The 26,103-nt window shown below is 66.3% G+C and carries 24 protein-coding genes; 11 read left to right on the top strand and 13 right to left on the bottom strand.

Translation table 11 applies throughout. The features are described from left to right. Positions 1 to 35: 35 nt before the first annotated feature. Complete coding sequence (locus tag AB3X98_RS33860; RefSeq protein ID WP_368606328.1) at positions 36 to 1,091, bottom strand: LacI family DNA-binding transcriptional regulator; 1,056 nt, start codon at positions 1,089 to 1,091, stop codon at positions 36 to 38. A gap of 229 nt (positions 1,092 to 1,320) precedes the next feature. Between AB3X98_RS33860 and AB3X98_RS33855 the strand changes: the two genes are divergently transcribed. Then, positions 1,321 to 1,476, top strand: coding sequence for a DUF3309 family protein (locus tag AB3X98_RS33855; protein ID WP_069265162.1), 156 nt, complete (start codon positions 1,321 to 1,323; stop codon positions 1,474 to 1,476). A 107-nt stretch (positions 1,477 to 1,583) separates the two neighbouring features. Here AB3X98_RS33855 and AB3X98_RS33850 read toward each other — a convergent pair whose 3' ends face one another. Together AB3X98_RS33850 and AB3X98_RS33845 are read right to left on the bottom strand one after the other, a co-directional pair. Then, complete coding sequence (locus AB3X98_RS33850) at positions 1,584 to 3,434, bottom strand: EAL domain-containing protein (protein WP_368606329.1); 1,851 nt, start codon at positions 3,432 to 3,434, stop codon at positions 1,584 to 1,586. A 217-nt stretch (positions 3,435 to 3,651) separates the two neighbouring features. Then, on the bottom strand, positions 3,652 to 4,698 hold the full coding sequence (locus AB3X98_RS33845) for a bile acid:sodium symporter family protein (RefSeq protein WP_069265160.1): 1,047 nt from the start codon (positions 4,696 to 4,698) through the stop codon (positions 3,652 to 3,654). 706 nt (positions 4,699 to 5,404) lie between these two features. Here AB3X98_RS33845 and AB3X98_RS33840 point away from each other — a divergent pair. The 3 genes from AB3X98_RS33840 (at position 5,405) to AB3X98_RS33830 (ending at position 8,647) form a co-directional block, all read left to right on the top strand. Next, positions 5,405 to 5,851: a hypothetical protein gene (locus AB3X98_RS33840; RefSeq protein ID WP_069265159.1), complete on the top strand. Its 447-nt coding sequence runs from the start codon at positions 5,405 to 5,407 to the stop codon at positions 5,849 to 5,851. A gap of 535 nt (positions 5,852 to 6,386) precedes the next feature. Then, positions 6,387 to 7,484, top strand: a complete 1,098-nt coding sequence (locus AB3X98_RS33835; protein ID WP_368606330.1) for a porin — start codon at positions 6,387 to 6,389, stop codon at positions 7,482 to 7,484. Positions 7,485 to 7,672: 188 nt separating this feature from the next. After that, positions 7,673 to 8,647, top strand: coding sequence for a LysR family transcriptional regulator (locus AB3X98_RS33830; RefSeq protein WP_368606331.1), 975 nt, complete (start codon positions 7,673 to 7,675; stop codon positions 8,645 to 8,647). A 19-nt stretch (positions 8,648 to 8,666) separates the two neighbouring features. Here the strand turns inward: AB3X98_RS33830 and AB3X98_RS33825 are convergent, their stop codons facing one another. Beyond that, positions 8,667 to 9,632 carry a nitronate monooxygenase family protein gene (locus AB3X98_RS33825; protein WP_069265156.1) on the bottom strand — a complete coding sequence of 322 codons (966 nt, stop codon included), beginning with the start codon at positions 9,630 to 9,632 and terminating at the stop codon, positions 8,667 to 8,669. Between the two features lie 216 nt (positions 9,633 to 9,848). Here AB3X98_RS33825 and AB3X98_RS33820 point away from each other — a divergent pair, with 216 nt between their 5' ends. The 3 genes from AB3X98_RS33820 (at position 9,849) to AB3X98_RS33810 (ending at position 12,143) form a co-directional block, all read left to right on the top strand. Beyond that, on the top strand, positions 9,849 to 10,742 hold the full coding sequence (locus AB3X98_RS33820; RefSeq protein WP_069265155.1) for an alpha/beta fold hydrolase: 894 nt from the start codon (positions 9,849 to 9,851) through the stop codon (positions 10,740 to 10,742). 259 nt (positions 10,743 to 11,001) lie between these two features. Further along, entirely contained in the window at positions 11,002 to 11,553 is a 552-nt protein-coding gene (locus AB3X98_RS33815; RefSeq protein WP_368606332.1) for a PAAR domain-containing protein, read from the top strand. A gap of 2 nt (positions 11,554 to 11,555) precedes the next feature. After that, positions 11,556 to 12,143 (top strand): type VI secretion system amidase effector protein Tae4, encoded by a 588-nt coding sequence (locus AB3X98_RS33810; protein WP_368606333.1) that lies wholly within the window; start codon positions 11,556 to 11,558, stop codon positions 12,141 to 12,143. A gap of 323 nt (positions 12,144 to 12,466) precedes the next feature. On the opposite strand, the gene AB3X98_RS33805 is transcribed toward AB3X98_RS33810, so the two are convergent. After that, positions 12,467 to 12,940, bottom strand: a complete 474-nt coding sequence (locus tag AB3X98_RS33805; RefSeq protein ID WP_368606334.1) for an Lrp/AsnC family transcriptional regulator — start codon at positions 12,938 to 12,940, stop codon at positions 12,467 to 12,469. A gap of 159 nt (positions 12,941 to 13,099) precedes the next feature. Between AB3X98_RS33805 and AB3X98_RS33800 the strand changes: the two genes are divergently transcribed. Together AB3X98_RS33800 and AB3X98_RS33795 are read left to right on the top strand one after the other, a co-directional pair. Continuing rightward, positions 13,100 to 14,008 carry a DMT family transporter gene (locus tag AB3X98_RS33800; RefSeq protein ID WP_342949582.1) on the top strand — a complete coding sequence of 303 codons (909 nt, stop codon included), beginning with the start codon at positions 13,100 to 13,102 and terminating at the stop codon, positions 14,006 to 14,008. 101 nt (positions 14,009 to 14,109) lie between these two features. Continuing rightward, positions 14,110 to 15,414, top strand: a complete 1,305-nt coding sequence (locus AB3X98_RS33795) for a DUF445 domain-containing protein (RefSeq protein WP_069265152.1) — start codon at positions 14,110 to 14,112, stop codon at positions 15,412 to 15,414. Positions 15,415 to 15,628: 214 nt separating this feature from the next. On the opposite strand, the gene AB3X98_RS33790 is transcribed toward AB3X98_RS33795, so the two are convergent. From AB3X98_RS33790 to AB3X98_RS33765, 6 genes are read right to left on the bottom strand one after another with little or no spacing between them, the layout of a single operon-like run. Then, a complete protein-coding gene (locus AB3X98_RS33790; RefSeq protein ID WP_368606335.1) occupies positions 15,629 to 16,561 on the bottom strand; it encodes an MBL fold metallo-hydrolase in 933 nt (310 codons plus the stop codon). Then, entirely contained in the window at positions 16,558 to 17,007 is a 450-nt protein-coding gene (locus tag AB3X98_RS33785) for a MaoC family dehydratase (protein ID WP_368606336.1), read from the bottom strand. The genes AB3X98_RS33790 and AB3X98_RS33785 overlap by 4 nt, the downstream gene beginning before the upstream one ends. After that, positions 17,004 to 17,231: a DUF1289 domain-containing protein gene (locus AB3X98_RS33780; RefSeq protein ID WP_368606337.1), complete on the bottom strand. Its 228-nt coding sequence runs from the start codon at positions 17,229 to 17,231 to the stop codon at positions 17,004 to 17,006. Before AB3X98_RS33780 ends, AB3X98_RS33785 begins: the two co-directional genes overlap by 4 nt. 2 nt (positions 17,232 to 17,233) lie before the next feature. Beyond that, positions 17,234 to 17,740, bottom strand: coding sequence for a YbaK/EbsC family protein (locus AB3X98_RS33775; RefSeq protein WP_368606338.1), 507 nt, complete (start codon positions 17,738 to 17,740; stop codon positions 17,234 to 17,236). Between the two features lie 40 nt (positions 17,741 to 17,780). Beyond that, positions 17,781 to 18,704, bottom strand: a complete 924-nt coding sequence (locus tag AB3X98_RS33770) for a hydroxymethylglutaryl-CoA lyase (RefSeq protein WP_069265147.1) — start codon at positions 18,702 to 18,704, stop codon at positions 17,781 to 17,783. 52 nt (positions 18,705 to 18,756) lie between these two features. Beyond that, positions 18,757 to 19,704 carry a glyoxylate/hydroxypyruvate reductase A gene (locus tag AB3X98_RS33765; RefSeq protein WP_069265146.1) on the bottom strand — a complete coding sequence of 316 codons (948 nt, stop codon included), beginning with the start codon at positions 19,702 to 19,704 and terminating at the stop codon, positions 18,757 to 18,759. A gap of 279 nt (positions 19,705 to 19,983) precedes the next feature. On the opposite strand from AB3X98_RS33765, the gene AB3X98_RS33760 reads away from it, so the two are divergent. Beyond that, positions 19,984 to 20,595 carry an alpha/beta hydrolase gene (locus AB3X98_RS33760; RefSeq protein ID WP_069265145.1) on the top strand — a complete coding sequence of 204 codons (612 nt, stop codon included), beginning with the start codon at positions 19,984 to 19,986 and terminating at the stop codon, positions 20,593 to 20,595. 34 nt (positions 20,596 to 20,629) lie between these two features. On the opposite strand, the gene AB3X98_RS33755 is transcribed toward AB3X98_RS33760, so the two are convergent. Further along, positions 20,630 to 21,886, bottom strand: a complete 1,257-nt coding sequence (locus tag AB3X98_RS33755; RefSeq protein ID WP_368606339.1) for an acetate/propionate family kinase — start codon at positions 21,884 to 21,886, stop codon at positions 20,630 to 20,632. After that, the gene (locus AB3X98_RS33750) at positions 21,883 to 22,824 is read right to left on the bottom strand and encodes a bifunctional enoyl-CoA hydratase/phosphate acetyltransferase (protein WP_342949575.1); all 942 of its coding nucleotides are present in this window, start codon (positions 22,822 to 22,824) and stop codon (positions 21,883 to 21,885) included. Before AB3X98_RS33750 ends, AB3X98_RS33755 begins: the two co-directional genes overlap by 4 nt. 495 nt (positions 22,825 to 23,319) lie before the next feature. On the opposite strand from AB3X98_RS33750, the gene AB3X98_RS33745 reads away from it, so the two are divergent. Next, the gene (locus tag AB3X98_RS33745; protein ID WP_368610377.1) at positions 23,320 to 26,079 is read left to right on the top strand and encodes a DUF3141 domain-containing protein; all 2,760 of its coding nucleotides are present in this window, start codon (positions 23,320 to 23,322) and stop codon (positions 26,077 to 26,079) included. Positions 26,080 to 26,103: the final 24 nt, after the last annotated feature.

Here is a 26,103-nt window from a genome sequence, read left to right as displayed (position 1 = left end):
TTCGTGTGTGTTCAGCGTGTTTTCGACGGCGCGCGTCAGGCGCTTTGCGGCGCGCCTGCAGCGTGGTGGACGGCCTGCGCGGCAACGAGATTCGATGACGCCGCACCCAGCGTGCTCGCACGCGCGACGAGCTGCACCGGCAAACGGATTTCGTTCGCGGCAGGCGTTTCTTCGAGCAGCAGTTCGACGCCGCGCCGCCCGAGTGCTTCCTTGTCGACGGCGATCGTCGAAAGCGGCGGCGTGGCGTGCGTGGCGCCCGCGATATCGTCGAAACCGATGATGGCGATGTCCTCGGGCACGCGCAGGCCATTGGCGAGGCACACGCGCATGGCAGCGAGCGCGGCGGCGTCGTTGTAGGCGAAAAGCGCGTCGGGCGGCGGGCGCGATGCGGCGCGCGCCGTGTCGATCAAGCGTTGCATGGCGAGCGACGCGCCCGTGTCGGGATCGAGGCCGCCGTCGATCGTCGTTTCGAGCGACGGGTCGAACAACAGGCCCGCCTCGAAGAACGCGCGCCGGTAGCCGAGCGCGCGCTGCGCGATGCTGTAGTGCGCGAGCGAGCCGCCGATGAACGCAATGCGCCGCCGTCCCAGCTCGAACAGATGCTGCATGGCGAGCGCGGCGCCCGCCGCGTTGTCGATGTTCACCGAGCGCAGACCCGCCGCCCACAGATCGATTAGCACGAGCGGGCGTTGCAGCGCGACGAGCGCGGCGAGCATTTCCGGTTCGACGAAGCCCGCCACGGCGATGGCGTCGGGCGCGTGCAGGCGCAACTGCTGGACGGTGTCGTCGGCGGGGCCGGCGGTGAGCAGCGCGGGCACGATGCCGTGTTCGCGGCACGCGTCTTCCACGCCGTGCAGCACGTGCGAGAAGAACGGGCTCGCCGCGAAGTTGTTGTGCTGGCGGTGGAGCAGGAAGGTGAGCCGGCGAATGCGCGGACGCAGTTGCGCGCAGTCATAGCCGAGCGTGCGCGCGATCTCGACGATGCGCTCGCGCGTGGCCTCGGAGAGGCCCGGCTGATTTTTCAACGCGCGCGACACCGTGCCGATCGACACGTTGGCGGCCTGCGCGACGTCGCGAATGGTTGTCCCCATGATTCCTGGCTAGCGGTGGCGCGGTGAGCGTTCCGGGTGTGGTCAGGTGTGCGGCGATTGTATAGTAAAAATCTGTTCGAAAAACCCGAATCGACGTCTCGAATTCCAGGTAAATACCAGTAAACAATGAAATAAACGCAAACATTAGTGTTTAGTAAAATTAGCTAAACACGTGCGGGCACGACGGTTGCGGAAAGGCGGATGCCAACATTCGACTTTCGGAGGCCTCATGCTCGGCACCCTGCTTCTGGTCATTCTGATCCTGCTGCTCATTGGCGCGTTCCCGGCGTGGCCGTATAGCCGCTCGTGGGGCTATGCGCCTTCGGGCACGCTCGGCATCATCGTCGTCGTGGTGGTCGTGCTGGTCTTGATGGGGACGATCTAGCGACTGCGCAGCAGTCAAGCAACGCAAGCAAAACGGGCCGGCGCGCGGCACGAGCCGCGCGGTCGGCCCGTTGATGTTGCGGGCTGCCGCAGGGGAGGCTCAGGTCGCTATGCTGTACCGGCCGTTTCGCCTGATGCCGAACTGAGCGTGGGCACGAGGTTGGCGCTCGCGTTGCCGTCGATCACGACGAGGCCGCTCGCTTCCTGTTTCGCGCGGCGCTTGGCGAGCGCCGCGAGCGAGGCGATGGCGTCGCTGCTGTGCTGTGCACCTTCGCCCGGTGCCACGTGCACGCAGCCGATCGCCATCGTCACGAAGGTGAAGAAGGTGGCGTTGCCGTGGCGATCCTCGCCGTGAATGCCGCCCGCGAGGCGGTCGCCCGGCGCGTAGAAGCGCTGCGCGCCCTCGTTGAACGTTTCGATCGCCTGGCGCGCTCGCTCGCGCCACGTCTCGCTCTGGAACAGGATCAGGAAGTCGTCGCCGCCCACGTGGCCGAGGAAGTCGCGCGTGGGGTCGCAGGCGTCGGCGAGCACCGTCGCCGCGAACTTCAGCACCTCGTCGCCCTGCCAGTAGCCGTACTGATCGTTGAAGGGCTTGAACTGGTTCAGGTCGACGTAGCACGCGTGAAAGCCCGCGTCGTGCGACAGCAGCCGCTCGATATGCGAACTGATGGGAATATTGCCCGGCAGGAAGGTGAGCGGATTGGCGTAGCGCGCCGCCTGGATGCGCACCTCCGTCACGGCTCGCACGAGGCTCTCGCCGGTGCCGAGCCCGGCGTACCGGCCGTTATCGGTGATGACGAAACCATCGGCGAGATAGCGCTGGTCGTCGCTGACGAGCAGCGTCGCCATCTGCTCGACCGTCATCGACTGCTCGATCACCACCGGCTGCGCGTTGGCGAATTGCAGGCAGGCCTTCTTGCCGAACAGCTCGCGGTGATACGGCAGCGCATAGCGGTCCATGAACGCGCGCCGGTTGATGAGCGCGACGGGCGCCTCGTCTTCCACCACGGCCACTGCGTGCAGGTCGGGTTGACCGTTGAACAGTTCGAGCACGTCGTTGTTGGTCGCCTCGCGCGGCAGCGCGGGCGCGCGCACGAGCATCTTGCTGGCCGGCGCGCCGCCACCCGCGGGCTGCGTGGCGGCGCTGCGCGTGGCCTCGGGGAACACGGCGATATGATCCGCGCGAATCGCCTCGCGCGCTTCGCGGGCGAGCACGCGCAGCGGCTCCACGTTGGGGCGGCCGAAGAAAAAGCCCTGGCCGCAGTCGATGCCCATGTCGCGCAGCACGATCAGATCGGCCGCGTTCTCGATGCCTTCCGCCACGAGCCGCGTGCCGCTCGCCTGCGCGAAATGCTGCACGGCGCGCACGGCTTCGAACTTGAGCGCGTCGTTGGCGATGTCGTGGATGAAGAAGCGGTCGATCTTCACGACATCGGGCTGCAGCTGCACCCAGAGGTTGAGGCTGGCGTTGGCCGTGCCGTAGTCGTCGAGCGCGAACTGGGCGCCGGCCGCGCGCAGCGTCTCGACGACGGCCGAAAAGTTGCGCAGGTCGTGGATGGCGCTTTGCTCGGTGAGCTCGATCACGACGCGCGTGGGGTCGATCGGGCCGTCGAAGAGGGCGAGTGCGGCGTCGCCGTCGGCGGTCAGCTGGCGCAGCGCGTCGGCGCTGAAATTGAGGAACAGCTTGCCGGGGCAGTCGAGTTTCGCGAACGTTTCGATGCAGGTGCGGGCGGCGGCGCGTTCGAGCGAGGCGGTGCACTGTTCGTCGCCGGCGCGCGCGAAGAGGGCGGCGGGCGTTTCGAGCGGCGAGCCGGTCGGCCCGCGAATGAGGCCTTCATAGCCGAGGATCGCGCCACCCTCGAAATCGACGATGGGCTGGAAGACGGCGCGCAGCTGGCGCTGGGCGATCAGCGCCCCGACGCCGGGCGCCGCGTGCAGGAGTGGCGCGGGAGCAGACATGGACAGGCCGGAACGGGCGAAGACGATGAACTTAACGGCATATGATCGGATGAATTAAATGAAATTTTGGTGACAGCGCCGCGAAGCCCAATCTTTGGGCATGTGACGCGGGGAGGGGAGGCTGGCGGGGGAGGGTGAAATGCCGGGCGCTCGCCACGGCGTTTGCTGCTGCGGGGCGGCGGCCTCTCGCCGCCCCGGGTGACGTACTTGATGCCGCTTAACGGCGCGCAGCAGTAGCCGTGCGCTCGTTCGCGCCGGCGCGCGATTCGTCGCCCGCGCTGGCGGCGCGCTCGGCGCTCATGTCGCGGGCGCCCCAGCGCTGGGCGAGCGCCGCGCACACCATGAGCTGGATCTGGTGGAACAGCATCAGAGGCAGCACGACCGCGCCCACGGCGTTCGAGGCGAAGATGACCTTCGCCATCGGTACGCCGGCCGCGAGGCTCTTCTTCGAGCCGCAGAAAATGATGGTGATCTGGTCCGCGCGCGAGAAGCCGAGCTTCTTGCTCGTGAACATCGTGATGCCGAGCGCGAGCGCGAGCAGCACGGCGTTCACCACGAGCAGGCCGCCGAGCGCGGTGAGCGGAAGGTGATGCCAGAGCCCTTCGTTCACGGCCTCGGAAAACGCGCCGAACACCACGAGCAGGATCGAGCCCTGATCGACGAACTTGAGCACGCCCTTGTTGCGTTCGATCCAGCGGCCGATCACCGGGCGCAGCAGTTGGCCCGCCACGAACGGCACGAGCAGTTGCAGCACGATGTTCCACACGGTGTGCCAGGCCGAGCCGCCGCTCGCGCTCTGGTTCGTGACGATCAGGCTCACGAGCGCGGGCGTGACGAAGATGCCGATCAGGCTCGACGCCGAAGCGCTGCACACGGCGGCGGGCACGTTGCCGCGCGCGATCGAGGTGAACGCGATGGACGACTGCACCGTCGAGGGCAGCGTGCAGAGGAACAGCACGCCCGCGTAGAGCGCCGGGGTGACGAGCGGCGAAAGCACGGGCTTGAGAGCCAGGCCCAGCGCCGGAAAGAGCACGAAGGTGCTGAGCAGCACGACGATGTGCAGCCGCCAGTGCGTCGCGCCGGCGATGATCGCCTCACGTGAGAGCTTGGCGCCGTGCAGGAAGAACAACAGGCCGACCGCCACATTGGTCAGCCAGTTGAAACCGGTGGCGGCCTGGCCGTGCACGGGGAACAGGCTCGCGAGAATCACCGTGCCGACGAGGCAAAGGGTGAAGTTATCGGGCAGGAATTTCGGACGTGCCATCGGACAATCTCAAGTGCGCGCCTGGGCGCCTGGCTGCGCGCAGATCGATGTGCGTGCAACGGGTGAATCGGATCGTCTATTGTCGGCGCAAGCCGATTGAAAAAGCAAATTCATTTGAAGCATCGATTAATGACGGATGCGCATGTATCGCCGGCATCGATCTCACCTTTATGCCGGATTCCTTATCGACGTGCGAGGGGCATTCCCGGGCCGCAAAAGCCGTCAGGACTCCGCGCATTCTTCAGATCTTCAGACGTCTATCAACCATAAAACGAACCGTTCCCAGACCTGCGCGGAGAGGCGTGCCTGGCGGCCTTCCCAGGGCTTGCCCGAAGGCAGAAAACCCAGCAGTAACATGGTGTTACAACCCTTCGGGCGGCATAACATCTTTTGGCTCGACACCCATACAGCACGCCCATAAATTACCGTCAATGGGACGCCGCGACCGTTGTGGCGGCAATCGTTACGCGCCAGCGCGGCGAGCGTCCCGGGACTGGCCCGCCATGGCCCGAGCGGCGGGTGCCAGGCGCGAACGTCGGGCAGGTGAAACGTCACAATGCAGGCAGGGTTGTCAAAACTCGGACAGTGGGTCTTGGGGGCCGGATTTGCGGCCTTTGTTGCGCTCGCCCATGCTCAGCCCGGTATTCCAGGGCACGGCGGGGGCGGCGGCTTCGCGCGCGCCCCTTCCATGCCCACGAGGCCCGCCATGCAATCGATGCCCGCGCCACGCGGCGGCGGCATGGCGTGGGGCAGCGGCTACCACGGCGCCCCTGAACGCGGCCGTGGCCCCGCCGCTTACACCGGTGCCGCTTCGCCCATGCGCGTGGCCGACCAGGGCGGCCGGTACGAGCGCGGCGGTAACCGCTCGCCGAACCAGTGGCAAGGCCAGGTTCAGCAGCCGGCCCCGCATCGCGATTACAGCTACGGCACGCCGTTCGGCGGCTACGGTGGCTATCGCGGCAATCCCATCACGCCCGTGAGCGCGGAATCGCGCCAGGTGCCGCATCCGCCGCCCGAGTCGCCGGTGCGCGCGGGCTCGATCCGCGAAGACGTCGCGCGCTACAACGAGGAGCGCGGCGGTACCTACCGGCCCTTCACGCGCAACGGCGGCGAGGTCCCGCGTCCGCCCATGCCTTCGCCCTACCGTAATTGAGCGGTGCCACGCCGCGCGCTTTCGCTTTCTTCCCTCCGCACGCTTTATCCCGCTGTCTTCGTTTGACTCTCCTCAGGATTCGCTTCAGGCATTGACCTGTTAGCGCCGCCGAAACACGTCCAAAACAAGTTGCGTTCGTCCACGCCGCGAAAACTGACGCGCGGATACCACACTTTTTTGGAAATCCCTCGTCATGCAGAACCCTTTCGTCTCAAATCTCGCTTTCGTTTTGGCGGCGCGTCATTCGCAGCTACGCGCGTGCGGCAGCGCCCCACTGGGCGCGGCGCGGCAGCCTGCGACTAACCGTGACGCAGCGCAGCGCAAAGCAAAGTCGACAGCGGCAAACCGGGTGCTATCGGCGGCAAACTAATCCGCCCGATATACCGGCAATAACACCGGTTATTTTTGACCATAAAAATGGTCCGCAAAGATGGATCCGCCCAGAACGGCCACGCCTGCGAACGACGAAAAAACCAGGCATTGCGCGAGCGCCTCAGCCGCCCGACACCCTTTTTTGACAAAGACTGGAGAACCCATGAATACAACGGTCAGCCGCGCGCTGCGCACTACCCTGAAGGCGAGCGCGCTCGCCGCTGTTCTTGCCGCCGCGTCGTCGTCGGCGTTTGCGCAGTCGAGCGTCCAGCTCTACGGCCAGGTCGACGAGTGGGTCGGGGCGACGAAATTTCCGGGCGGCCAGACCGCCTGGAACGTGAGCGGCGGGGGCATGTCCACGTCGTACTGGGGCATGAAGGGATCGGAAGATCTGGGCGGCGGCTTCAAGGCGATCTTCACACTGGAAAGTTTCTTCCGCGCGCAGAACGGTCAGTACGGCCGCTTCGCGGGCGACACGTTCTTCGCGCGCAATGCGTACGTCGGCCTCGAGTCGCCGTACGGCACGGTCACGGCGGGGCGCCTGACGACGCAGCTGTTCGTCTCGACGATTCTCTTCAACCCGTTCATCGATTCGTACACCTTCTCGCCGATGGTGTACCACGTGTACCTCGGCCTCTCGACGTTCCCGACCTACACGACCGATCAGGGCGTGGTGGGCGACTCGGGCTGGAACAACGCCGTGCAGTACTCGACGCCTAACTTCAACGGCCTTTCGGGTTCGGCCATGTATGCGTTCGGCAACCAGGCCGGCCAGAACGGCTCGAAGAAGTGGAGCGTGCAGGGTCTGTACTTCCACGGCCCGTTCGCGGCTACGGCGGTCTACCAGTACGTGAACTTCAACAACACGCCGGGCGACATCGGCAGCATCGTGAGCGGCGACACGACCATCATCGGCCTGAAGAGCCAGGGCGTGGCGCAGGTCGGTCTTTCTTACGACCTCAAGTACGTGAAGTTCTTCGGCCAGTACATGTACACGGCGAACTGGCAGCAGGTGGGCAGCTGGCACGTCAACACCGCCCAGGGTGGCGTGACGGTCCCGGCCGGCCCGGGCACGGTGATGGCGTCGTATGCGTACTCGCGCGACGGCGGCGGCCTGAACCAGACGCGCCAGACGGCGGCGATCGGCTACGACTACCCGCTTTCCAAGCGCACCGACGTCTACGCCGCGTACATGTACGACCACTTCGACAACATGTCGAGCGGCCAGACCTACGGCGTGGGCATGCGCGCGAAGTTCTAAGCGGCGCAGCCTGTCAGTTCGAAGTTCGACGCGAAAACCCCGCGCTATTTGCAGCGCGGGGTTTTTTGCTTTCTGGGCCGCCTCACATAGGAAGCGCGCCTGCGCGTTTGAACACCCGCATTTGATAAAACGAGGAAAATATCGCCGATTGATTCCCATTCTTTGATGTTCGAGTTGAAGGCCGCGCAATGGATACCCTCGTCAGCATGAAAGTGTTCCGCCAGGTGGTGGAGGCGGGCAGCTTCGTCGCGGCGGCCGAGCGCTTGAACATGTCCGCCGCGATGGCGAGCAAGCATGTGATGCATCTGGAGCAGCAGCTCGGCGCGCGGCTGTTGAACCGCACCACGCGCCGCGTCGCGCCCACCGAGGCGGGGCGCGAATACTACGAGCGCGTGGCCCAGGCGCTAACCGAACTCGACGAGGCCGGCCAGGCCGTGGGCGCGGCGAGCGTGGTGCCGCAGGGGCGGCTGCGCGTGTCGTCGCTCACGGCATTCGGGCTGCGTCATGTGATGGGCGCGGTCGCCGACTACGCCGCCGGATTTCCTCAGGTGACGGTCGACATCACGCTGTCCGACCGCGTGGTAGAGCTGATCGACGAGGGCTTCGACGTGGCGATCCGCGCCGCGCCGTCGGGGCTCAAGTCTTCTTCGCTGATCGCGCGGCCGCTCGCCACCGCGCACATCGTGCTGTGCGCCTCGCCCGAGTATCTGCGCCGCCACGGCGCGCCGAAAAGCGTGGCCGATCTCGCGCGGCACAACTTCGTCCAGTACGCGGGGGCTTCGGCCCAGGAACTCGCGCCGTTCGCGGAGGGCGCGGGCGGCGTGAAGCCCAAGCCGGGCGGCAACCTCATCGTCAATCACCTGGAAGCGCTGCGTGTGGTGGTGCTGCAAGGCGGCGGGCTGTCGATGCTCGGCACCGAGGTGGTGGGCGACGATATCGCCGAAGGGTGCCTCGTGCCGCTGCTCGTCGACGCACTGCCGCCGCGCGAGCTGCCGATCTACGCCGTGTACGCGAGCCGCCGCCATCTGTCGGCGAAGGTGCGCTCGTTCGTCGATTTCCTGGCCGCGCGCTTTTCGGAGCGCGAGCTGTGGCCGGGCGTCGAGGCGATCCGCGCGGCGGCGCTCAGTGCCGACGCCGCGCGCGTTATGTCTGCCCGGCGCTGAAACCGGGCGCGCCTCGCGCTCAGCGGCCCACGCCCAGCCGCGCCTTCGTCGCCTCGTACTCGTGCTTCAGGCGCGCCACGAGATCCGCCACCGAGGGCACGTCGTCCATCAGGCCCACCGCCTGGCCCGCACCCCACACGTCTTTCCAGGCCTTTGCCTTCGAGGTGCCCGCGCCGAAATCCATCTTCGACTTGTCCGACTCGGGCAGCGCATCCGGATCGAGCCCGGCGTTCACGATGCTCTCGCGGATGTAGTTGCCATGCACGCCCGTGAAGAGGTTCGTGTAGACGATGTCCGCGGCCTTTGCTTCGAGAATGGCGTGCTTGTAGTCGTCCACGGCGTGCGCTTCTTTGGTCGCGATGAAGCGCGTGCCCATGTAGGCGAGGTCCGCGCCCATGGCCTGGGCGGCGAGGATCGAGCCGCCGTTGGCGATCGCGCCCGACAGCACGATCGGGCCGTCGAAGATGCGCCGTACTTCGCCCACGAGCGCGAACGGCGAGGTCGTACCCGCATGGCCGCCCGCGCCCGCGGCCACGAGGATCAGGCCGTCTACGCCCGCTTCGAGCGCCTTGGCGGCGTGGCGCAGGTTGATGACGTCGTGCAGCACGATGCCGCCGTAGCTGTGCACGGCGTCGAGCAGCTCGCGCGGCGGCGCGCGCAGACTCGTGATGAAGATCGGCACGTGGTGCTCGACGCAGACGCGCACGTCGTGCTCGAGCCGCGCATTCGACTGATGCACGATCTGGTTGACGGCGATCGGCCCGATGACGGCCTCGGGGTTCGCGTTCTTGTAAGCGGTGAGTTCCTCCCGGATCTGCGTGAGCCAGACACCCAGCTCTTCGGCGGGGCGCGCGTTGAGCGCCGGAAAGGAGCCGACGATGCCCGCCTTGCACTGCGCGAGCACCAGCTCCGGATAGCTGACGATGAACATCGGCGAGCCCACGACGGGCAGCGAGAGGTTTTGCAGGACGGCAGGCAGTGCCATGGAGAGGTCTCCTTGCGGCGCTTCGATAGACGGCGGGGCGCGAAATCGGCCGTTCGATTATAGGCGTGGGGTCGTTCGGGCATCGCGCGTGCGGATCCCTCGTGCGGTATTCGAGGGAGTGTTCGGTTTCTACCGCAATGGGCTCAAAAGCACATTTTCGAGCCGCGCTCGCCTCATACAATGACCGCAGACCAACAAACACAAGAGACTAGCCCCATGCCTTTCGACGGATTCCAGCCTTTCACCGTTCGCACTGCGGGCGGCGTAGACATCTGCGGCGTGAAGGGCGGCGATGGACCGCCGCTATTGCTGCTGCACGGCCATCCGCAGACGCACATGATCTGGCACCGGTGCGCTTCCGCGCTCGCGCAGCACTTCACCGTCATCGCGACGGATCTGCGCGGCTATGGCGCCTCCTCGAAACCGGCCAGCGACGACACGCACGCCGCCTATTCGAAACGCGCGATGGCGGCCGATCAGGTCGAAGCCATGCGCCACTTCGGCCACGAGCGTTTTCTCGTATGCGCGCACGACCGCGGCGCGCGCGTGGCGCACCGCATGGCGCTCGACCACGCCGACGCCGTCGAGCGGCTCATGCTGCTCGACATCGCGCCCACGCTCGCCATGTACGAGCAGACCGACCGCGAGTTCGCCACGCTCTACTTCCACTGGTTCTTCCTGATCCAGCCCGCGCCGCTGCCGGAAACATTGATCGAAGCGAACCCCGACGTCTATATCGAGCGCGTCATGGGCAGCCGTCACGCGGGTCTCGCGCCCTTCGCGCCGAAGGCTCTGGGCGCCTACCGCGCTGCGCTGCGCCAGCCGGGCGCCGTGCATGCGATGTGCGAGGACTACCGCGCCTCGGCCACCATCGACCTCGAGCACGACCGCGCCGACCTCGAGCGCGGCAACAAGGTGGCGTGCCCGCTACGCGTGCTGTGGGGCGCGGAAGGCGTGATCGAGCGTTGTTTCGACCCGCTCGCCGAATGGCGCAAGGTGGCGCGCGACGTGAGCGGGCGCTCGCTGCCGTGCGGCCATTACATTCCCGAGGAGGCGAGCGAGGCGCTGGTCGAGGAGATGCTGGCCTTCTTCGAGACCACGGAGCGCTGACGGGCTGCCGCGCCACGAATCAATGGACATTGCCGAATGCGACGCAAGCGCCGACGAGCAACATCGCCAAAGATGTCAAATTTTGTCGAACTCGGCAATTTCCTGACGCATATTCGATTCGAGGTTATGAGGCTCCTTTAGTCTGGTATTCCACTACTGTGCGATTCGCCAGCGAAGGGAGGGTGTATGCAAAAAAGGTGTAGGAAAGCGGTGGATCTCGTCGACTTTATGAGGCCCGCGGTATCGGAGGAGTGTTCCGATGCGTAAGGCAGCCGCTCGAGATGGTGATTTGACAACCACAGGTGGCCGTGTATTCGCTTGTGCATCGCCAATCAAGGACAAAGGTCGATCAATTGCCTTCGATGGGAGTGAAGCGAGCTGCGGAAATTGCGAAGGCGTTTTTCCGGTCCATGGCACTGGCCAAAAAATATTCAACGCTGGGCGCTACGCCATTGTGGACGACGACAGGGTCTTGTGCCCCTGTGGCAGAAACCGGGTAATCGTTGGCGGTAGTCCCGGTGTTTGGCTTACTGTCCGAAGCTGCAAAGATCGGGCGAATCAGGAGGACGCAGACCCGATCCGCGACAAGCCGCTAAGAGGAGCCAAAATATTCGATGAGCAAGTTCGGGTTTGGGCGAATTCTGGTGTGCTCGACGGATACCCATATTTCATCGAAATGGTGGACGGTCAATCGTTCTTTGGTCGCGTCGATTCAGGCGGTGTGTTGCCCCGAATGTCGACAGGGACAAGTCGCGACGACTACATCGTTTATTGGGGCGAAGACGCCCTCATAAAGGCGAATGCGGGTTAATCATGCCAAATAGACCTACCGTCGTGCGCACCAATTCGACATCGAATTCGCTCAAAGCTGTGCAACTTAAGGCCGTGACCTTTCAGGAATTGTGGGACAACTATCCTGATGGTAATCCCTATGACAATCCAGCGTACCCAGATCAGTGCGCAATTCGTATGAGTGTCGCATTTCATCGTGTAGGAGTCGACATGAAATCGTTCTCCTCGAAGCTCGTTAAACCGCTGTCTGGGCAGCCTTCGATCGGACGCATTCTTCTGGATGGAGAAGTGACCGCGACTCGTGCGAACGAACTCGGGGAGTGGCTCAAGCTCCAACCGTTCGCCGGTCTCGGCAAGGCGGAAAATATCACTGGCGCCAATTGGGTATCCAAGGTCAAAGATCGTGCTGGGGTCATCATGTTTGACGGCTACTGGACGCGTGATGGCGAATCGCAAGGCAATGCAAGCGGCGGCCACATCGATTTGTGGAACGGCGAAAAATTGACAGGGTTCGGGACTGGAGTACGAGTCAGCTGGAACATTGTTATCCCAGGAATATGGTCGGACTTCCGAAGTTCGAGGACGATTCTGTTCTTCCCGATCAAATGAAGCTGTTACGCGTTGTCCTCGGAGCAATGTTGGGCGCCGTCGGAGCGACGGTGCTTGCGTGGAGCGGCCTGTTTTTATTCGGAATGATTCGGGGGCCCGGTAGTTTGTTCGACGCAAATCCTGACGCTGCCAATCGGTTCTTTCTTCTATGGCTTGGGATGGTCCTCATTGCCGGCATCGCTGGTAGCGTGAAAGCCTCCCGCCGCTAATGGGCTGTATTTGGGTGGCCGTATTTGAGGGAGACACCGTCGACTATTGATTGGCTCAGCTTTCCACCAACTCCCGGCGTTGCCCAAAGCAAGTCAATCTGATGATATGCCGCTTCAACGCAGCGGCGGCAGGCGGCGCGGCACCGGGGTGGACTTGACGATGGCCGTGCTGGTCTCGGCGCGCTCGGTGACTTTCGCGAGAATCTCGTCGAGCTGTTCGATCGAATGCAGATACAGCCGGGCGATGAAGCAGTCGTCGCCCGTGACCTTGTCGCACTCGACGAATTCGGGAATGCGCCGCAGCACCTCTTCCACCAGATGCAATTGTCCGGGCAGCGGCTTCACGCGCACGATGGCCTGTAAGGTGTAGCCGAGCGCGCGCGGATCGATCTGCACCGTATAGCCGCCAATCACGCCTTGCGCTTCGAGCCGGCGCAGCCGCTCGGACGTGCTAGGCGCCGACAGCCCCACGTGCTTGGCCAGTTCGGCGACGCTCGCGCGGGCGTCCTCGGCCAGCGCCGCGAGCAGCATGCGGTCGATGTCGTCGAGCGGGGCGGCGGTGGGCGTTGGGTTCGGGCGTCGGTTCATGATTGCGCGGGTGCTCCGCCAGGTTGGCCTTTCAATCGAAGGCAAGGGTTGCCTATCGCCTAAGTTTAGCCATGTATTCCTCGCCCTGCAGCCGATAAACTGACTTGCAGATGCGAAGGGCCGCGCGCCCTTCGTCCGCTACAACGAGGATGCAAGCTCATGTCTTCCACCACCCCTGAAATTCGCCGCGGCGCCGCCGAGATGGTCGTCGCGATGCTGATGTCCGGCACCATCGGCTGGCTCGTGGTCGCCTCGCGCCAGGCTCCGATCAACATCGCCTTTTTGCGCTGCGTGCTGGGCGGCGCGACGCTCACGCTCGTGTGCGCCGCGCTCGGCCTGTTGCGCCGCAAGCACCTGCCGCCACGCACGCTCGCGCTTGCCGTCCTGGGAGGCGCAGCCATCGTTGCGAACTGGGTGCTGCTGTTCGCCGCCTATTCGCGTGCTTCGATCTCCATGGCCACGGCCGTCTACAACACGCAGCCGTTCATGCTCGTCGGTCTCGGCGTGGTCATTCTGCGCGAGCGCGTGAGCGCTTCGACGGTGGCGTGGCTGGCGGTGGCCTTCCTCGGCCTCGTGTGCGTGGTCGAGGTGCAGCCTGCCGTGCTCGCCGTGCCCGGCGAGTATCTGCAGGGCGTGGCCTGCGCGGCGGGCGCGGCGTTTCTCTACGCGATCTCGTCGATCATCACGCGCCATCTCAAGGGCACGCCGCCGCACCTCATCGCGCTCGTGCAGCTCGCATTCGGCGCGCTCGCGCTCGCGCCGTTCATCCACTACGGCACGCTGCCGGCTACGCCGCTGCACTGGGCGCAGCTCGTCACGCTCGGCATCGTGCACACGGGCATCATGTACGTGCTGCTCTACGGCGCGATCCAGAAGCTGCCTACGGCGATGACGGGCGCGCTCTCGTTCATCTACCCGGTGGTCGCGATCCTCGTCGACTGGTTCGCGTTCGGCCAGCGTCTCGCGTGGATCCAGGTGGTGGGCGCCGCGCTCATCCTCGTCGCGGCGGCGGGCGTGAACCTCGGCTGGCGGATCGTGCCGCAGCGGCGCAGCGCGCGTTCCGCCTGAGGCGTCGCGAGCGCGCCGCGCTGGCGCGGCGCTTCGGCATGCGGCGGTTGGCGCGCGGGCAGCATAATGTTGCGATTCGAACCCGCGACTCCCTGCTCCTCATGACGCCTTCGCACGCCCCACGGGACGAAGCCGAACTCACGCGCGCCAAGCGCCAGGCGCTGGCCTTTCTGCTGGTTGCGGCGCTCGTGTTCGCCGGCACGGCACTCTTTTTCCCGCCAGGCGTCGTGACGGATGGCGTCAAGTCCGTGAGCGAAGCGGCCATGGTCGGCGGCCTCGCCGACTGGTTCGCGGTGGTCGCGCTGTTCCGGCGCGTCCCGATTCCGTTCGTTTCGGCGCATACGGGCGTGATTCCGCGCAACAAGGAGCGCATCGCCGACGAACTCGCCGCCTTCGTGCGCGACAAGTTTCTCGACGTGGGTTCGCTCGTCGGGCTGATCCGGCGTCACGATCCCGTGGCGCGGCTCTCCAGCTGGCTCACCGCGCCGCAGAATGCGCAGCGCCTGGGCGACTACGCGGTACGCATGATGTCGGGCGTGCTCGGCCTAACCGATGACGCGCGCATCCAGAGCTTCATCCGCGACAGCCTGCACGCGGCGCTCGCGCGCGTCGACTTCTCGAAGTCGGCGGGCGCGATTCTCGACACCCTTACCCGGGATGGCCGCCACCAGGAGCTGCTCGACCAGATGCTCGAGCAGTTCGCCACCCTGTTGCGCGACGAGGGCACGCGCGCGTTCGTCGCGTCGGCCATCGTCGACTGGCTCAAGAGCGACTATCCGACGACCGAGAAGTTTCTGCCGAGCGAGTGGATCGGCGAGAGCGGCGCGCGCGTGGTGGAAAGCGCCGTGAACCGGCTGCTGCTGCAGGTGAGCGAGGATCGCGAACATCGTCTGCGCCAGAAGTTCGACGAAGTCGTGGAAAAGCTGATTGTGAAGCTCAAGAGCGATCCGGCGTTCCTGCGCAAGGGCGAGGAGCTGAAGGCGAGCTTGAGCGAGGGCGGCGCGCTCAACGATTACACGCGCGCGCTGTGGGACAGCCTGCGTGCGTGGCTGCGCGACGATCTGGAGCGCGAAGATTCGGCGCTGCACGCGAAGGTCGCCGCCACTGGCCAGTGGCTAGGCGAGACGCTCGCCGCCGACGCCGACCTGCGCGCCTCGCTCAACGGCCATCTCGAAGACGCCGCGCGCGCCATGGCGCCCGACTTTGCTCGCTACCTTACGCACCACATTCGCGACACCGTGAAGAATTGGGACACGCGCGAGACCGCCCGGCTCATCGAGTTGAAAATCGGCAAGGATCTGCAGAAAATCCGCGTGAACGGCACGGTGATCGGCGGCGCGATCGGGCTCGGACTCTACCTGTGTTCGCATCTGTTCGAACTCGTGCGGCTCAAGCTCGGGCAGTGAGATTGATTCGGATTCCAGATGAATAGTTTGTGCGAAGATGCGCCAGGCCTGCGCTCGTAGGTCATCTGTAGGGAAATCACCGATGCTTCGGAAATTCCGGCGCGAGTATGATGACCTCGACAGTTTGATCACGTCAGAGCTAATTCCAACGCTCGTCCGGAAAACGGACGAGCGTTTTTTTTTGCGCTTTCCCAGCGTTTGTCCTGCGGCGCGGCTAGACCGCTGCCGCCGGTGCTTCGAAGCGTTCGCCGTTTATGACCAGGGCGCCGCTCTTCGCCAGCTCCCCGGCCAGCTCGCGCAGCAGCCCGGGCCACGCGCTGCGCGGGGCGAGTTGTTGCGCCGCGGCGCGCAGCGAGGCGGCGTTTTCCAGCATCGCCAGTAGCGCGTCGAAGGTCATCGCGCGCACTTCCAGCAGCTTGAAGACGATCAGCACCTTGAGCGCGTTCTTCGCGTTGCGGGCAGGGTCGGCGCGCAGCCAGGCGAGGCGCGAGAACGCGCGCTCCAGCGCCGCCTCGACGTTTGTGAACGGCTTGCCATGGCCCGGAATCACCACGCGCACGTCGAGCTTCGCGATGGCTTCGAGCACCGCGTGCTGCTCGGCGAACCCGCTTTCGCCTTCGAGCTCGGGAAAAATCACGCCGAAGCCATTCTCCCAGAGCGCATCAGCGCTGATGAGCAGGCGCGGTCCGGCTGCATAGAGCATCACCGAGTCGGGGTCGTGCCCCGGCGCACCGATCACTTCCCAGTCGAAGCCGCCTAGCGCGAGCCGTTCGCCTGCCGCGAGCGTGCCTGTGAACGCGAATCGGTCGCAGGTCTGCCCGGTGGCGAGAAAGCTCAAACGCGCTTCGTCCCAGTCGCGCACAATCGTCGCGCTCGGCGCGGGGATCAGCGTCGCGCAGGGCCATTGCGCCTGCAGTCGCGCGTTGCCGCCGCAATGGTCGGAGTGCAGATGCGTGTTGACGATAAGGTCGAGCGCGCGCGGGCCGAGCGCCTGGCGCACGAGCGCGAGCGTCTGTTCGGCGTGCGTGGCGTAGCCGGTATCGACGAGTGCGGCGCGCGCCTCGTCGACGAGCAGCACGTTGTTCGACGACAGCCAGCCGCGCTCGAAGACGCGGATCGATTCAGGGAGGGCGGGCGCGGCGCTCATGCCGGTGCGTGCTCGGCCTTGGGCATGACGAGGATCGTCGCGCGCCCCACCACGAGCGTTTCGCCCTTCTGGTTCACGGCCTCGCCCACGAGCTTCACGAGATCGCCGTTCAGGCTCGGCTTCCACCACGCTTCGTCCACGCGCCACTCGAACGTGATCGTGTCGTTCGCGTGTGCGGCGCGCTTGAGCTTCATGTCGAATTCGAGCCCGAGCGGTTGCGCGTACTGCGAGTAGTGCGTGGCGAGCAGCGCCATGAAATGCGCCGTGGGTTGCGTGCCCGATGCGATCAGGCCGCCAAAGCGGCTTTGCGCCGCGTAGGCTTCGTCGTGATGCAGCGGGTTCAGGTCGTTCACGAGCAGTCCGAATGATTTCACCGATTCGGGTGTGAGCTGAAGCGTCGAGCGGAACGTCTCGCCGACCGTGACGACGCGGGCGGGCGCGTTCATTGTTGTTCTCCTTGCGACGCGAAGCGCTTCGCGACCCATTCGGCGTGCCGCGTCTCGATCGCGTCCCAGACGGCGCGCTTGGCCTCGTCGTCGAGCGTGGACCAGTTCGCAATTTCGTCGATGGTGCGCAGGCAGCCCTCGCACAAGCCGCTGCGCTCATCCATACGGCAGATGTTGATGCAAGGCGAGGGCGGCGGCGTGACGGTGTCGTGTATCGCGGTCATGCTCACGCGTCGCGCAGCGCGACGTCCACCACGGGCGCGCCGGTCAGCGCTTCGAGCTCCTGTGGCGAGAGGTTGAACACCGCATGCGGATGGCCGGCAGCGGCCCAGAGGCTTTCGAGCTCGAACAGATCGGCGTCGATCAGCGTGACGGGCGTCGTGGCGTGGCCGATCGGGCACACGCCGCCAATGGCGTAACCGGTCTTCTCGCGCACGAACTTCGCGTCGGCGCGGCCGATCTCGCCCACGTGCGCGGCCACTTTCTTTTCGTCCACGCGGTTTGCGCCGCTCGCGATCACGAGCACGGGCGCGTCGTCTTCACGGCGGCGGAACAGGATCGACTTGGCGATCTGCGCGACTTCGCAGCCCAGACCCGCGGCGGCTTCGGCGGAAGTCTTGCCGGTCTCGGGCAGCATCACGACGGGTCTGGCGTGGCCGCGCTCGCGCAGCATCAGGGCGACACGGCGCGCGGACTCGGGCAGGGCGTCGAGGTTATCGAGGGTTTCCGTCATAGATTGATTTCCTTCGTACTGCGATTCGATGGGTCGCGTGTCACGAGCATGCGGCTTCGCTGCGGGCCTTCGCGAGCAGGGCCTTACCCGCGCGCGAGACGTTCGCCCGGCCGATGGCGGTCGAAATGAAGTCGCCCGCCGCGACGACCTGATTCAGATCGATGCCGGTATGAATGCCCAGGCCGTTCATGAGGTACAGCACGTCTTCGGTCGCGACGTTGCCCGTGGCGCCCTTCGCATACGGACAGCCGCCCAGGCCCGCCACCGAGGCGTGGAAAATGGCGATGCCTTCTTCGAGCGCCGCATAGATGTTGGCGAGCGCCTGGCCGTAGGTGTCGTGGAAATGGCCCGACAGGCGCTCGCGCGGGAACACCTTCGTCACCGCCTCGAACACTTCGTGCACGCGCTTCGCCGTACCCACGCCGATGGTGTCGGCAATGTCGATCTCGTCGCAGCCGAGCGCGGCGAAGCGCTCCACGACATCGACGACCGAAGCGACCGGCACTTCGCCCTGATACGGGCAGCCGAGCGCGCACGACACGCTGCCGCGAATGCGCACGCCGCGCTCCTTCGCGGCTTGCGCCACCGGTGCGAAGCGCTCGATGCTTTCTGCGATCGAGCAGTTGATGTTCTTCTGCGAGAACGCCTCGCTCGCCGCGCCGAAGATCACGATCTCGTCCGCGCGCGCGGCGAGCGCGCCTTCGAAGCCGCGCAGATTCGGCGTGAGGACCGAGTAGATCGCGCCGCTGCGCCGCTCGATGCCGGCCATGACTTCGGCGCCGTCGGCCATCTGCGGCACCCATTTGGGCGAGACGAACGAGGCGGCCTCGATGTTCGGAAAGCCCGCGGCCGAGAGCCGGTTGATCAGTTCGATCTTGGTTGCGGTGGGAACGAATTCCTTCTCGTTCTGCAGGCCGTCGCGCGGGCCGACTTCGACGATCTTGACTGCGGTGGGTAATGCCATTGCCGTGTCTCCAACAATTTTTTGAAAAGGCTTCGATGTGCCGCCGCGATGTTCAGTAACCGCGCCCGACATGCACCACGCCGCTCACGGTCTCGCCGCGAGCCAGCGCGCCGATCTTGTCGGCGACCTGCGAGATCGCTTCGTCGCGCAACGTGAGCGCCGAACTGTGCGGCGTGATCGTGATGCGCGGCTCGCGCCAGAAGAGATGATCGGGCGGCAGCGGCTCTTCGCGGAACACGTCGAGTGTCGCCGCCGCAAGCGTGCCGTTGGCGAGTGCGTCGAGCAGATCCTGTTCGTTCAGATGCGTGCCGCGCGCCACGTTCACGAGATACGCGCCGCGCGAGAGCTTGCCGAAGGTGCGCGCGTTGAGCACGCTTTCGGTGTCGGGCGTGGCGGGCAGCAGGTTCACGAGCAGTTTGACGCCGTCGAGGAAGGCGTCGAACTGCTCGCCGTGCAACTCGCCCGAATACGTTTCGATGCCCTCGATCGTCTTCATGCCGCGCGAAAAACCGCGCACCGGCACGCCGAGCGAGGCGACCGCGTGCGCGACCTGCGCGCCCAGTACGCCGAGGCCGAGCACGCCCACCGTGAAGGTCTCGTGCGGATGCGGCGCGAGCACGTGCCATTCGCGGCGCGTCTGCGCGAGCGCGTATTCGTCGAAACGGCGCAGGTAGCGCAGTACAGCGTGCTGCACGTACTCGCTCATTTGCCGGCCCATGCCCGAGTCTTCGAGCCGCACGAGCATGGCGGTGCCGGGCAGCGTGCCCGGCCGCTCGCGTTCGTGGGCGAGGATCGCGTCGACGCCCGCGCCCAGATTGAAGATAGCGCGAAGCCCCGGCACGCCGAAGAGTTCGCGCGGCGGGTGCCAGACGACAGCATAGTCGGCGGGATCGGTGTCGCCGGGCTGCCACTCTCGCAACTCGGCATCGGGCAGCGCGCGCGCGAGGCCGTGGAGCCACGTGGAGGCGTCGGTCTGCGGGAACCAGAAAATGATCTTCATGATGGGTGAACCTGTCCCTGGTAACGGCTGTGCGGCTCGAGCCTACGCGCGCTGTTGCGTTGCCTGCAGCCCGCGAGGGCCGCGAGAGCCGCGTGCACCGGCACCATTCTACTTTTTCAGGCCCGCGCCCGCCGCGCAAATCGCGGCGCGCCTGCCCGCGGCCTGTCTCGGACAGGACCAGGCCGGGGGCGCCGAAAAGCTAAGCAAAAAAAATTGGTTCGGGGTGCGCGGCTCGCAGGCCACAATCGATTCACGCCGTGTTCCAGCGAGGAAAAAATCATGCTTTCGTGCGCGCAAATGCGTTGGCCGCCCCGCCTCGTCACCGTGCCGGGCCTGCACGGCAGCGACGGCGCTCACTGGCAGAGCTGGCTCGAACGCCAGTTCGCGCGTTCGCTGCGCGCGGAACAGGACGACTGGGACGCGCCCGATCTGGCGGTGTGGGGCGCGGGGCTCGCGCGGCGGCTGGCGGGCGAGCGCGGGCCGTTCCTGCTGGCCGCGCACAGCTTCGGCTGCCTCGTGGCTGCGCATGCGCTGCACACTGGCATGCTGGGGGAAAGCGGCGCCGACATTGCCGGCGTGTTGTTCGTCGCGCCCGCGAGTCCCGAGAAGTTCCGCTTTGCCGGCGCGTTCGAGGCGCGGCAGCTGCCCGTGCCGTCCATCCTCATCGGCAGCGAAACCGATCCGTGGATGCCGCTCGAAGGCGCCCGCGCGCTCGCGCAGCAACTGGGCAGCACGTTCGTGAATCTCGGCGATGCGGGTCATATCAACACGGCGGCAGGCTTTGGGCCGTGGCCGCGCGCGAAGTATTTCGTCGATACGCTCGTTCACGGCGCGGCGCCGGGGCGCTTGCGCGACGCGGCATTCGACCGGGGCGGTCCGGCGTACGCCTGAAGTCAGGCGTAGCGAACCGCGGCGCCGTGCCCGCTCAGTGCCTGAGCGCCGCCCGCAACAGCCGCGCCGTATGGAGCGCAATCATCCCCTCTTCGTCGGTGCGGATCGCGAAAACGGGAACGCGGCTTTCGCGCGTGCTCACGCGCTCGTTGCCGTTGCTGCTGCCCACCTCGTTGACTTGCGCGTCGAGCACGGTGCCGAACACCGGCGCGAGCCGCTCGCACACCTGCGCGCGAATGGGCGCGGCATGCTCGCCGATGCCCGCCGTGAACACGAGCGCGTCCAGCCCGCCTAGCACCACGGCGAGCTTGCCGACGTCCTGCGCGATGCGATACGTATAGAAGTCGATCGCGAGCCTCGCCCGGTCGCTGCCGCTCGCGAGCAGCTCGCGCATGTCGCTGCTCAGGCCCGACAGGCCCTTCAGGCCCGACTCCTGATACAGCACCTTCTCGATGGCGTGGTAGTCCATGCCCTTCGCCATCATCCAGAGCACGGCGCCTGCGTCGAGCGCGCCGCAGCGCGTGCCCATGGGCAGGCCGTCGAGCGCGGTGAGGCCCATGGTGGTCTCGATGCTCTTCTCGTCCTTCATCGCGCACAGGCTCGCGCCGTTGCCCAGGTGCGCAACGACGACGCGCCCGCGCGCAATGTCGGGCGCGACCTGATGGAGGTGCCTGGCAATGTATTCATACGAGAGACCGTGAAAGCCGTAGCGCCGGACGCCCTCGCCGTAGTAGCTGTACGGCAGCGCGAAGAGCTGCGCCATGATGTCGTTGCCCGCATGGAACGCGGTGTCGAAGCACGCCACCTGCGGCAGCTCCGGCGCGGCCTGACGCACCGCACGAATCGCGGCGAGATTGTGCGGCTGATGCAGCGGCGCGAGCGGGGTGAGCGCGTCGAGCTCCTGGATCACTTCGTCGTCGATGAGCACGGCGTCGGCGTAGCGCGCGCCGCCGTGCACCACGCGGTGGCCGATCGCGGCGGGCGGCGTGTCGCGCAGGCCAACGGCGAGCACGAGGCGCAGGAGGCGAAACGCGGCGTCGTGATCGGCGACCTGGGCAACCGGAAACTTCTCGTCGACGATCAGGCGCCCGTCGGCCATATGCGCGACCACGCGCGGCGCGACGCCGATGCCCTCGATCTGCCCGCCCGCGCCATGCAGCGCGCGCGCACCGCCTTCCACGTGGTCGTCTTCGATCACGCGAAACACCGAACACTTGATGCTCGACGACCCCGCATTCACGACGAGCACGACATGGCCTTCCACGGCCGGCTGGGCTTGGACGCTGCTCACAGAATCTCCGTTGCTTTGCGCGCACGTCGCGCATGCGCGAGCAGGACGGCGATCGCGCAACTGCCGATGCGCGAGCGCACGCTGTCGGCGCGGCTCGTGAGGATGATCGGCACGCGCGCGCCGAGGACGATGCCGGCCGCTTCCGCGCCGGCGAGGAAGGTGAGCTGTTTGGCGAGCATGTTGCCCGCTTCGAGGTCAGGCACGAGCAGGATGTCGGGGTCGCCTGCAACGGGCGACGTAATGCCTTTGATGCGCGCGGCTTCGGCGCTGATCGCGTTGTCGAAGGCGAGCGGGCCGTCGAGCAGGCCACCCGTGATCTGGCCGCGGTCGGCCATCTTGCACAGGGCGGCGGCGTCGATGGTGGAGGGCATCTTTTCGGACACCGTTTCCACGGCGCCGAGGATGGCGACCTTCGGCGTGCCCACGCCCAGCGACTGCACGAGGTCGATCGCGTTGCGCACGATGTCGGCCTTGTCGGCGAGCTTGGGGAAGATGTTGACGGCCGCATCGGTGATGAAAAGCGGCTTGTGGTACGAGGGCACGTCCATCGCGAACACGTGCGAGAGGCGTCGCTCGGTGCGCAGGCCATTGGCGCCGAGCGCGACTTCGTGGAGCAGCTCGTCGCTGTGCAGGCTGCCCTTCATGAGCAGTTCGGCCTGGCCCTCTCGCACGGCGCGCACGGCGAATTCGGCGGCGGCGTGGCTGTGCGGCGCGTCGATGATGGTGATGCCGTCGAGGCGCAGGTCGGCTTCCTCGGCCACCGCGCGGATCTTCGCTTCGGGGCCGACCAGAATCGGCACGATCAAGCCGAGGTTCGCGGCGTCGAGCGCCCCGGTGAGCGAGGACACGTCGCACGGGTGCGCCACGGCGGTGGGCACGGGCGCAAGGCCGCCACAACGGGCGAGCAGAACCGAATACTTGTCAGGCGATGAAGGCATGACGGTCTCCTCCAGGATTTGCATCTGGACCATGCTGCGGCGCGCAAAGCCGTAACAGTGTAGACCAGCGCGAACGAGGCGGTCGGCTGGATGCACGCCGGGCCGGCGCGGCATCGTGACGCGTCGCGGCGGGGTCCGGCAGTCGCGCCTGTCATGCTTCGTTCACAAGGCGTTGCGATCATGGAAGAGGCACTAGAGCCCGCCGCGAACCTTGACTTTCACAGGGCCGCCGCCTAAGTTTTTAGATGCCGCAGTGCAACATGATCTGGCTCTTTTCACGTCGCGGTCGCGTGGCGTACGAAACGCGCACGCGGCCGCGAATACCTTTTGCCGGCCCCGTTGCCCGCAATGCCGCCGCTCCGAGGGCGGCAGAACAGGGGCAGCGGCCAGGCCTCGCGCGTCGTTCGTCGTGACGGCACGCGTCCACGGCCCGCGTCGGCCTGGCGCTTGCTTGCCGCGAGGCGAGCCGGCGCTCCCTTAAAGGAGATTCGTCTCGTGGCAGTTCCCGCCTCCTCGCCGCTCGTTTCGTCGCCGTTTTCGTTTCTGCCCACGCTCGCATCGGGCACGTCTTTCTGGCCCTTCGCGCCTTTCTGGCCCCTCGCGGGCGCATCCGACGAGGAGTCATCGCCCCAGACGCCGCTGACCGAAGCGGCTTCGGCCGTGTCCTCGGCCGTAAACCAGGCAATCGAAACGGCGCAATCCGCACCCACGGTTGCGCAGCCGCTCTATGACTACGTCTACGACGCCTGGCAGCGCAGCGTGCTGTTCCTCGACGCGCTGCGCGAGCGCGGCAACCAGACTTATGTGCACGAGCAGGCGGGCATGCCGCCGGTACTCGCGTTCGACTATGAAGTGATCGTCGATGGCCGCGAACTCGACGATCCGTGCAATTACGCGCTGCTGCGCATCAAGCCCGAAGAGGGCGTGCCGACCGATCCGCGCATGCGCCCCTTCGTCGTGATCGACCCGCGTGCGGGCCACGGCCCCGGCATTGCCGGCTTCAAGATGGACAGCGAAGTCGGCATCGCGTTGCGCAAAGGCCACCCGTGCTATTTCGTGACGTTCTTCCCGCTGCCCTGCGAAACGCAGACGATCCAGTCGGTCGCGCAGGCCGAAGCCGTTTTCATTCAACGTGTGCGCGAGCTGCATCCCGACGCGGACGGCCTGCCGTTCATCATCGGCAACTGCCAGGGCGGCTGGGCCGCGGCGCTGCTCGCGGCCTCCGCGCCCGCACTGGTCGGCCCGCTCATGCTCGCGGGCTCGCCGCTGTCCTACTGGGCCGGCGTGCGCGGCAAGAACCCCATGCGCTATTCGGGCGGCATGCTGGGCGGCTCGTGGATGTCCTCGCTCGCGGCGGACCTGGGCGACGGCCGCTTCGACGGCGCGTATCTCGTGCAGAACTTCGAGTACCTCAATCCGGCCAACACGTACTGGGGCAAGCTCTACAACCTCTATTCGAAGGTCGATTCCGAGCGCGAGCGCTTCCTCGAATTCGAGCGCTGGTGGGGCGGCCATTTCCAGCTGAACCGCGCCGAGATCGACTGGATCGTGCAGAACCTCTTCGTGGGCAACCACCTCACGCGCAATGAAGTGTTCGCGAAGAACGCTCGCTCGCCGGTGGACCTGCGCAACATCCGCACGCCGATCATCGTGCTCGCCTCCTGGGGCGACAACATCACGCCGCCGCAGCAGGCGCTCAACTGGATTCCCGATCTCTACGCGAGCGTCGACGAGATCGTCGCCAACGAGCAGGTGATCGTGTACTGCCTGCACGACAAGGTGGGGCACCTCGGCATCTTCGTTTCGGCGAGCGTGGCCAATAAGGAGCACACCGAACTATTCTCGGCGCTCGATCTGATCGACGTGCTGCCGCCGGGCCTCTACGAAGCGAAAATCACCGACTCGACGCCGGAAGCCGGGCGCCTCGAAGCGCTCGAAGGGCGCTACGAGATCCGCTTCGAGCTGCGCACGATCGAAGACATTCTCGCGCTCGACGACGGCCGCGACGACGAGCAGCCCTTCGAGGTGGTGCGCCGTCTCGCGGAAAACAACCAGCGCCTGTATGACCTGTTCGTCTCGCCGTTCGTGCGTGCGTCGAGCAACGCGTTCAGCGCGCATGCGCTGCGCGAGTCGCATCCGTCGCGCGTGGAGCGCAGCGTGCTGAGCGACGCGAATCCTACGCTGGGCGTGCTGCCCGCCATGGCGGAAGCGGTGCGCGCGCATCGCAAGCCGGCCGCGCCCGACAATCCGTTCACGCTTCTCGAAAAGCAGGCGTCGGCGACCATCGAGGCAACCCTCGATGCGTATCGCGACGCGCGCGACGCGTGGGTCGAGAGCACGTTCTACAACGTGTACACCGCGCCGTGGGTGCAGGCCTGTGTGGGCGTGGCGCCCAACCAGCCGCTCGAGCCCATCGCGCCGCCGCTCATGGCGCTGCGCAAGGAGCTTGCGCAGTACCGCCTGCGTGCGGCGCGCGCGCATCTCGCGAAGGGCTCGCTCGTCGACGCCTTCATGCGCATCGCCGCGTATATCGTCGATGAAATGCATGCCGTGCAGTACCGGCCGTTCCAGCGCATGCGCGAACTCGCGCGGGAGTATCTCGGCGATCGCCAGCCGAGCATCGCCGAGCTGAAGGAATCGGCGCGCCGCCAGGGCGCGATCGTGCAGCTCGATCCGCAGGCCGCGATCGACGCGTTGCCCGAGATCGTGCCCGACATGAAGACGCGCCGCGCGCTGCTCGCAGCCGTGTACCGCATCGCGACCGTATCCGGGCCGCTCGAAGGCGAGCGGCGCGAGCGCTATCGCCACGTGCAGCGCGCGCTGGGCGTCGAGCCGGGCAGCGAGAAGACGGGACTGCCGCCGCTCGATGGCGGCGGGTCGTCGTCGGAGGGCGGCGGTGTTTCGGGCCCAGGCGGCGGCACGGCTGGCGACGGCGGCGCCGAACAGGGTGTCCAGGCATCCTCCGCCGCGCAGGCTGAGGGACCTGAGCCTGCAACTGAAGCCCCGGCAGCTTCCGCAAAGTCCTCCCGCGCGAAGGCCGCTCTTGCGGGCGAACACGCCACGCCCACGAAACCCATGCGTGCGGCGCGCGCCGGCGTGAAGGTAAAGGCCGCGGAACCGGCCGAAGCGAAGAAGGCGCCGGCTGCCGCCAAGACGGCGGCGCGCCGCTCGCGCGCGGCATCGACGCCCACCGCCACGCGGGCTGCGGGCACGACGGCCACGCGCCGCCGCGCGACGCGCAACGCAGGCGAGTAACGAAGCCCGTTCTCGTTTCACCCT

Source organism: Paraburkholderia sp. BR14312 (assembly GCF_040948675.1).
GTDB classification, from domain to species: domain Bacteria; phylum Pseudomonadota; class Gammaproteobacteria; order Burkholderiales; family Burkholderiaceae; genus Paraburkholderia; species Paraburkholderia nodosa_A.
Note: the sequence above shows the minus strand (reverse complement) of the source record. Positions and strands in the feature narration are given on the sequence as shown.

Bases quoted from the DNA above. Each gene is read 5' to 3' on its own strand.
- AB3X98_RS33795 (WP_069265152.1), top strand. From the start codon at position 14,110: ATGACGCCTTCGCACGCCCCACGGGACGAAGCCGAACTCACGCGCGCC.
- AB3X98_RS33750 (WP_342949575.1), bottom strand. From the start codon at position 22,824: ATGCCTTCATCGCCTGACAAGTATTCGGTTCTGCTCGCCCGTTGTGGC.
- AB3X98_RS33760 (WP_069265145.1), top strand. From the start codon at position 19,984: ATGCTTTCGTGCGCGCAAATGCGTTGGCCGCCCCGCCTCGTCACCGTG.
- AB3X98_RS33815 (WP_368606332.1), top strand. From the start codon at position 11,002: ATGCGTAAGGCAGCCGCTCGAGATGGTGATTTGACAACCACAGGTGGC.
- AB3X98_RS33840 (WP_069265159.1), top strand. From the start codon at position 5,405: ATGCAATCGATGCCCGCGCCACGCGGCGGCGGCATGGCGTGGGGCAGC.
- AB3X98_RS33845 (WP_069265160.1), bottom strand. From the start codon at position 4,698: ATGGCACGTCCGAAATTCCTGCCCGATAACTTCACCCTTTGCCTCGTC.
- AB3X98_RS33860 (WP_368606328.1), bottom strand. From the start codon at position 1,091: ATGGGGACAACCATTCGCGACGTCGCGCAGGCCGCCAACGTGTCGATC.
- AB3X98_RS33785 (WP_368606336.1), bottom strand. From the start codon at position 17,007: ATGAACGCGCCCGCCCGCGTCGTCACGGTCGGCGAGACGTTCCGCTCG.
- AB3X98_RS33790 (WP_368606335.1), bottom strand. From the start codon at position 16,561: ATGAGCGCCGCGCCCGCCCTCCCTGAATCGATCCGCGTCTTCGAGCGC.
- AB3X98_RS33820 (WP_069265155.1), top strand. From the start codon at position 9,849: ATGCCTTTCGACGGATTCCAGCCTTTCACCGTTCGCACTGCGGGCGGC.
- AB3X98_RS33765 (WP_069265146.1), bottom strand. From the start codon at position 19,704: ATGAAGATCATTTTCTGGTTCCCGCAGACCGACGCCTCCACGTGGCTC.
- AB3X98_RS33800 (WP_342949582.1), top strand. From the start codon at position 13,100: ATGTCTTCCACCACCCCTGAAATTCGCCGCGGCGCCGCCGAGATGGTC.
- AB3X98_RS33830 (WP_368606331.1), top strand. From the start codon at position 7,673: ATGGATACCCTCGTCAGCATGAAAGTGTTCCGCCAGGTGGTGGAGGCG.
- AB3X98_RS33825 (WP_069265156.1), bottom strand. From the start codon at position 9,632: ATGGCACTGCCTGCCGTCCTGCAAAACCTCTCGCTGCCCGTCGTGGGC.
- AB3X98_RS33810 (WP_368606333.1), top strand. From the start codon at position 11,556: ATGCCAAATAGACCTACCGTCGTGCGCACCAATTCGACATCGAATTCG.
- AB3X98_RS33770 (WP_069265147.1), bottom strand. From the start codon at position 18,704: ATGGCATTACCCACCGCAGTCAAGATCGTCGAAGTCGGCCCGCGCGAC.
- AB3X98_RS33780 (WP_368606337.1), bottom strand. From the start codon at position 17,231: ATGACCGCGATACACGACACCGTCACGCCGCCGCCCTCGCCTTGCATC.
- AB3X98_RS33775 (WP_368606338.1), bottom strand. From the start codon at position 17,740: ATGACGGAAACCCTCGATAACCTCGACGCCCTGCCCGAGTCCGCGCGC.
- AB3X98_RS33850 (WP_368606329.1), bottom strand. From the start codon at position 3,434: ATGTCTGCTCCCGCGCCACTCCTGCACGCGGCGCCCGGCGTCGGGGCG.
- AB3X98_RS33805 (WP_368606334.1), bottom strand. From the start codon at position 12,940: ATGAACCGACGCCCGAACCCAACGCCCACCGCCGCCCCGCTCGACGAC.
- AB3X98_RS33855 (WP_069265162.1), top strand. From the start codon at position 1,321: ATGCTCGGCACCCTGCTTCTGGTCATTCTGATCCTGCTGCTCATTGGC.
- AB3X98_RS33835 (WP_368606330.1), top strand. From the start codon at position 6,387: ATGAATACAACGGTCAGCCGCGCGCTGCGCACTACCCTGAAGGCGAGC.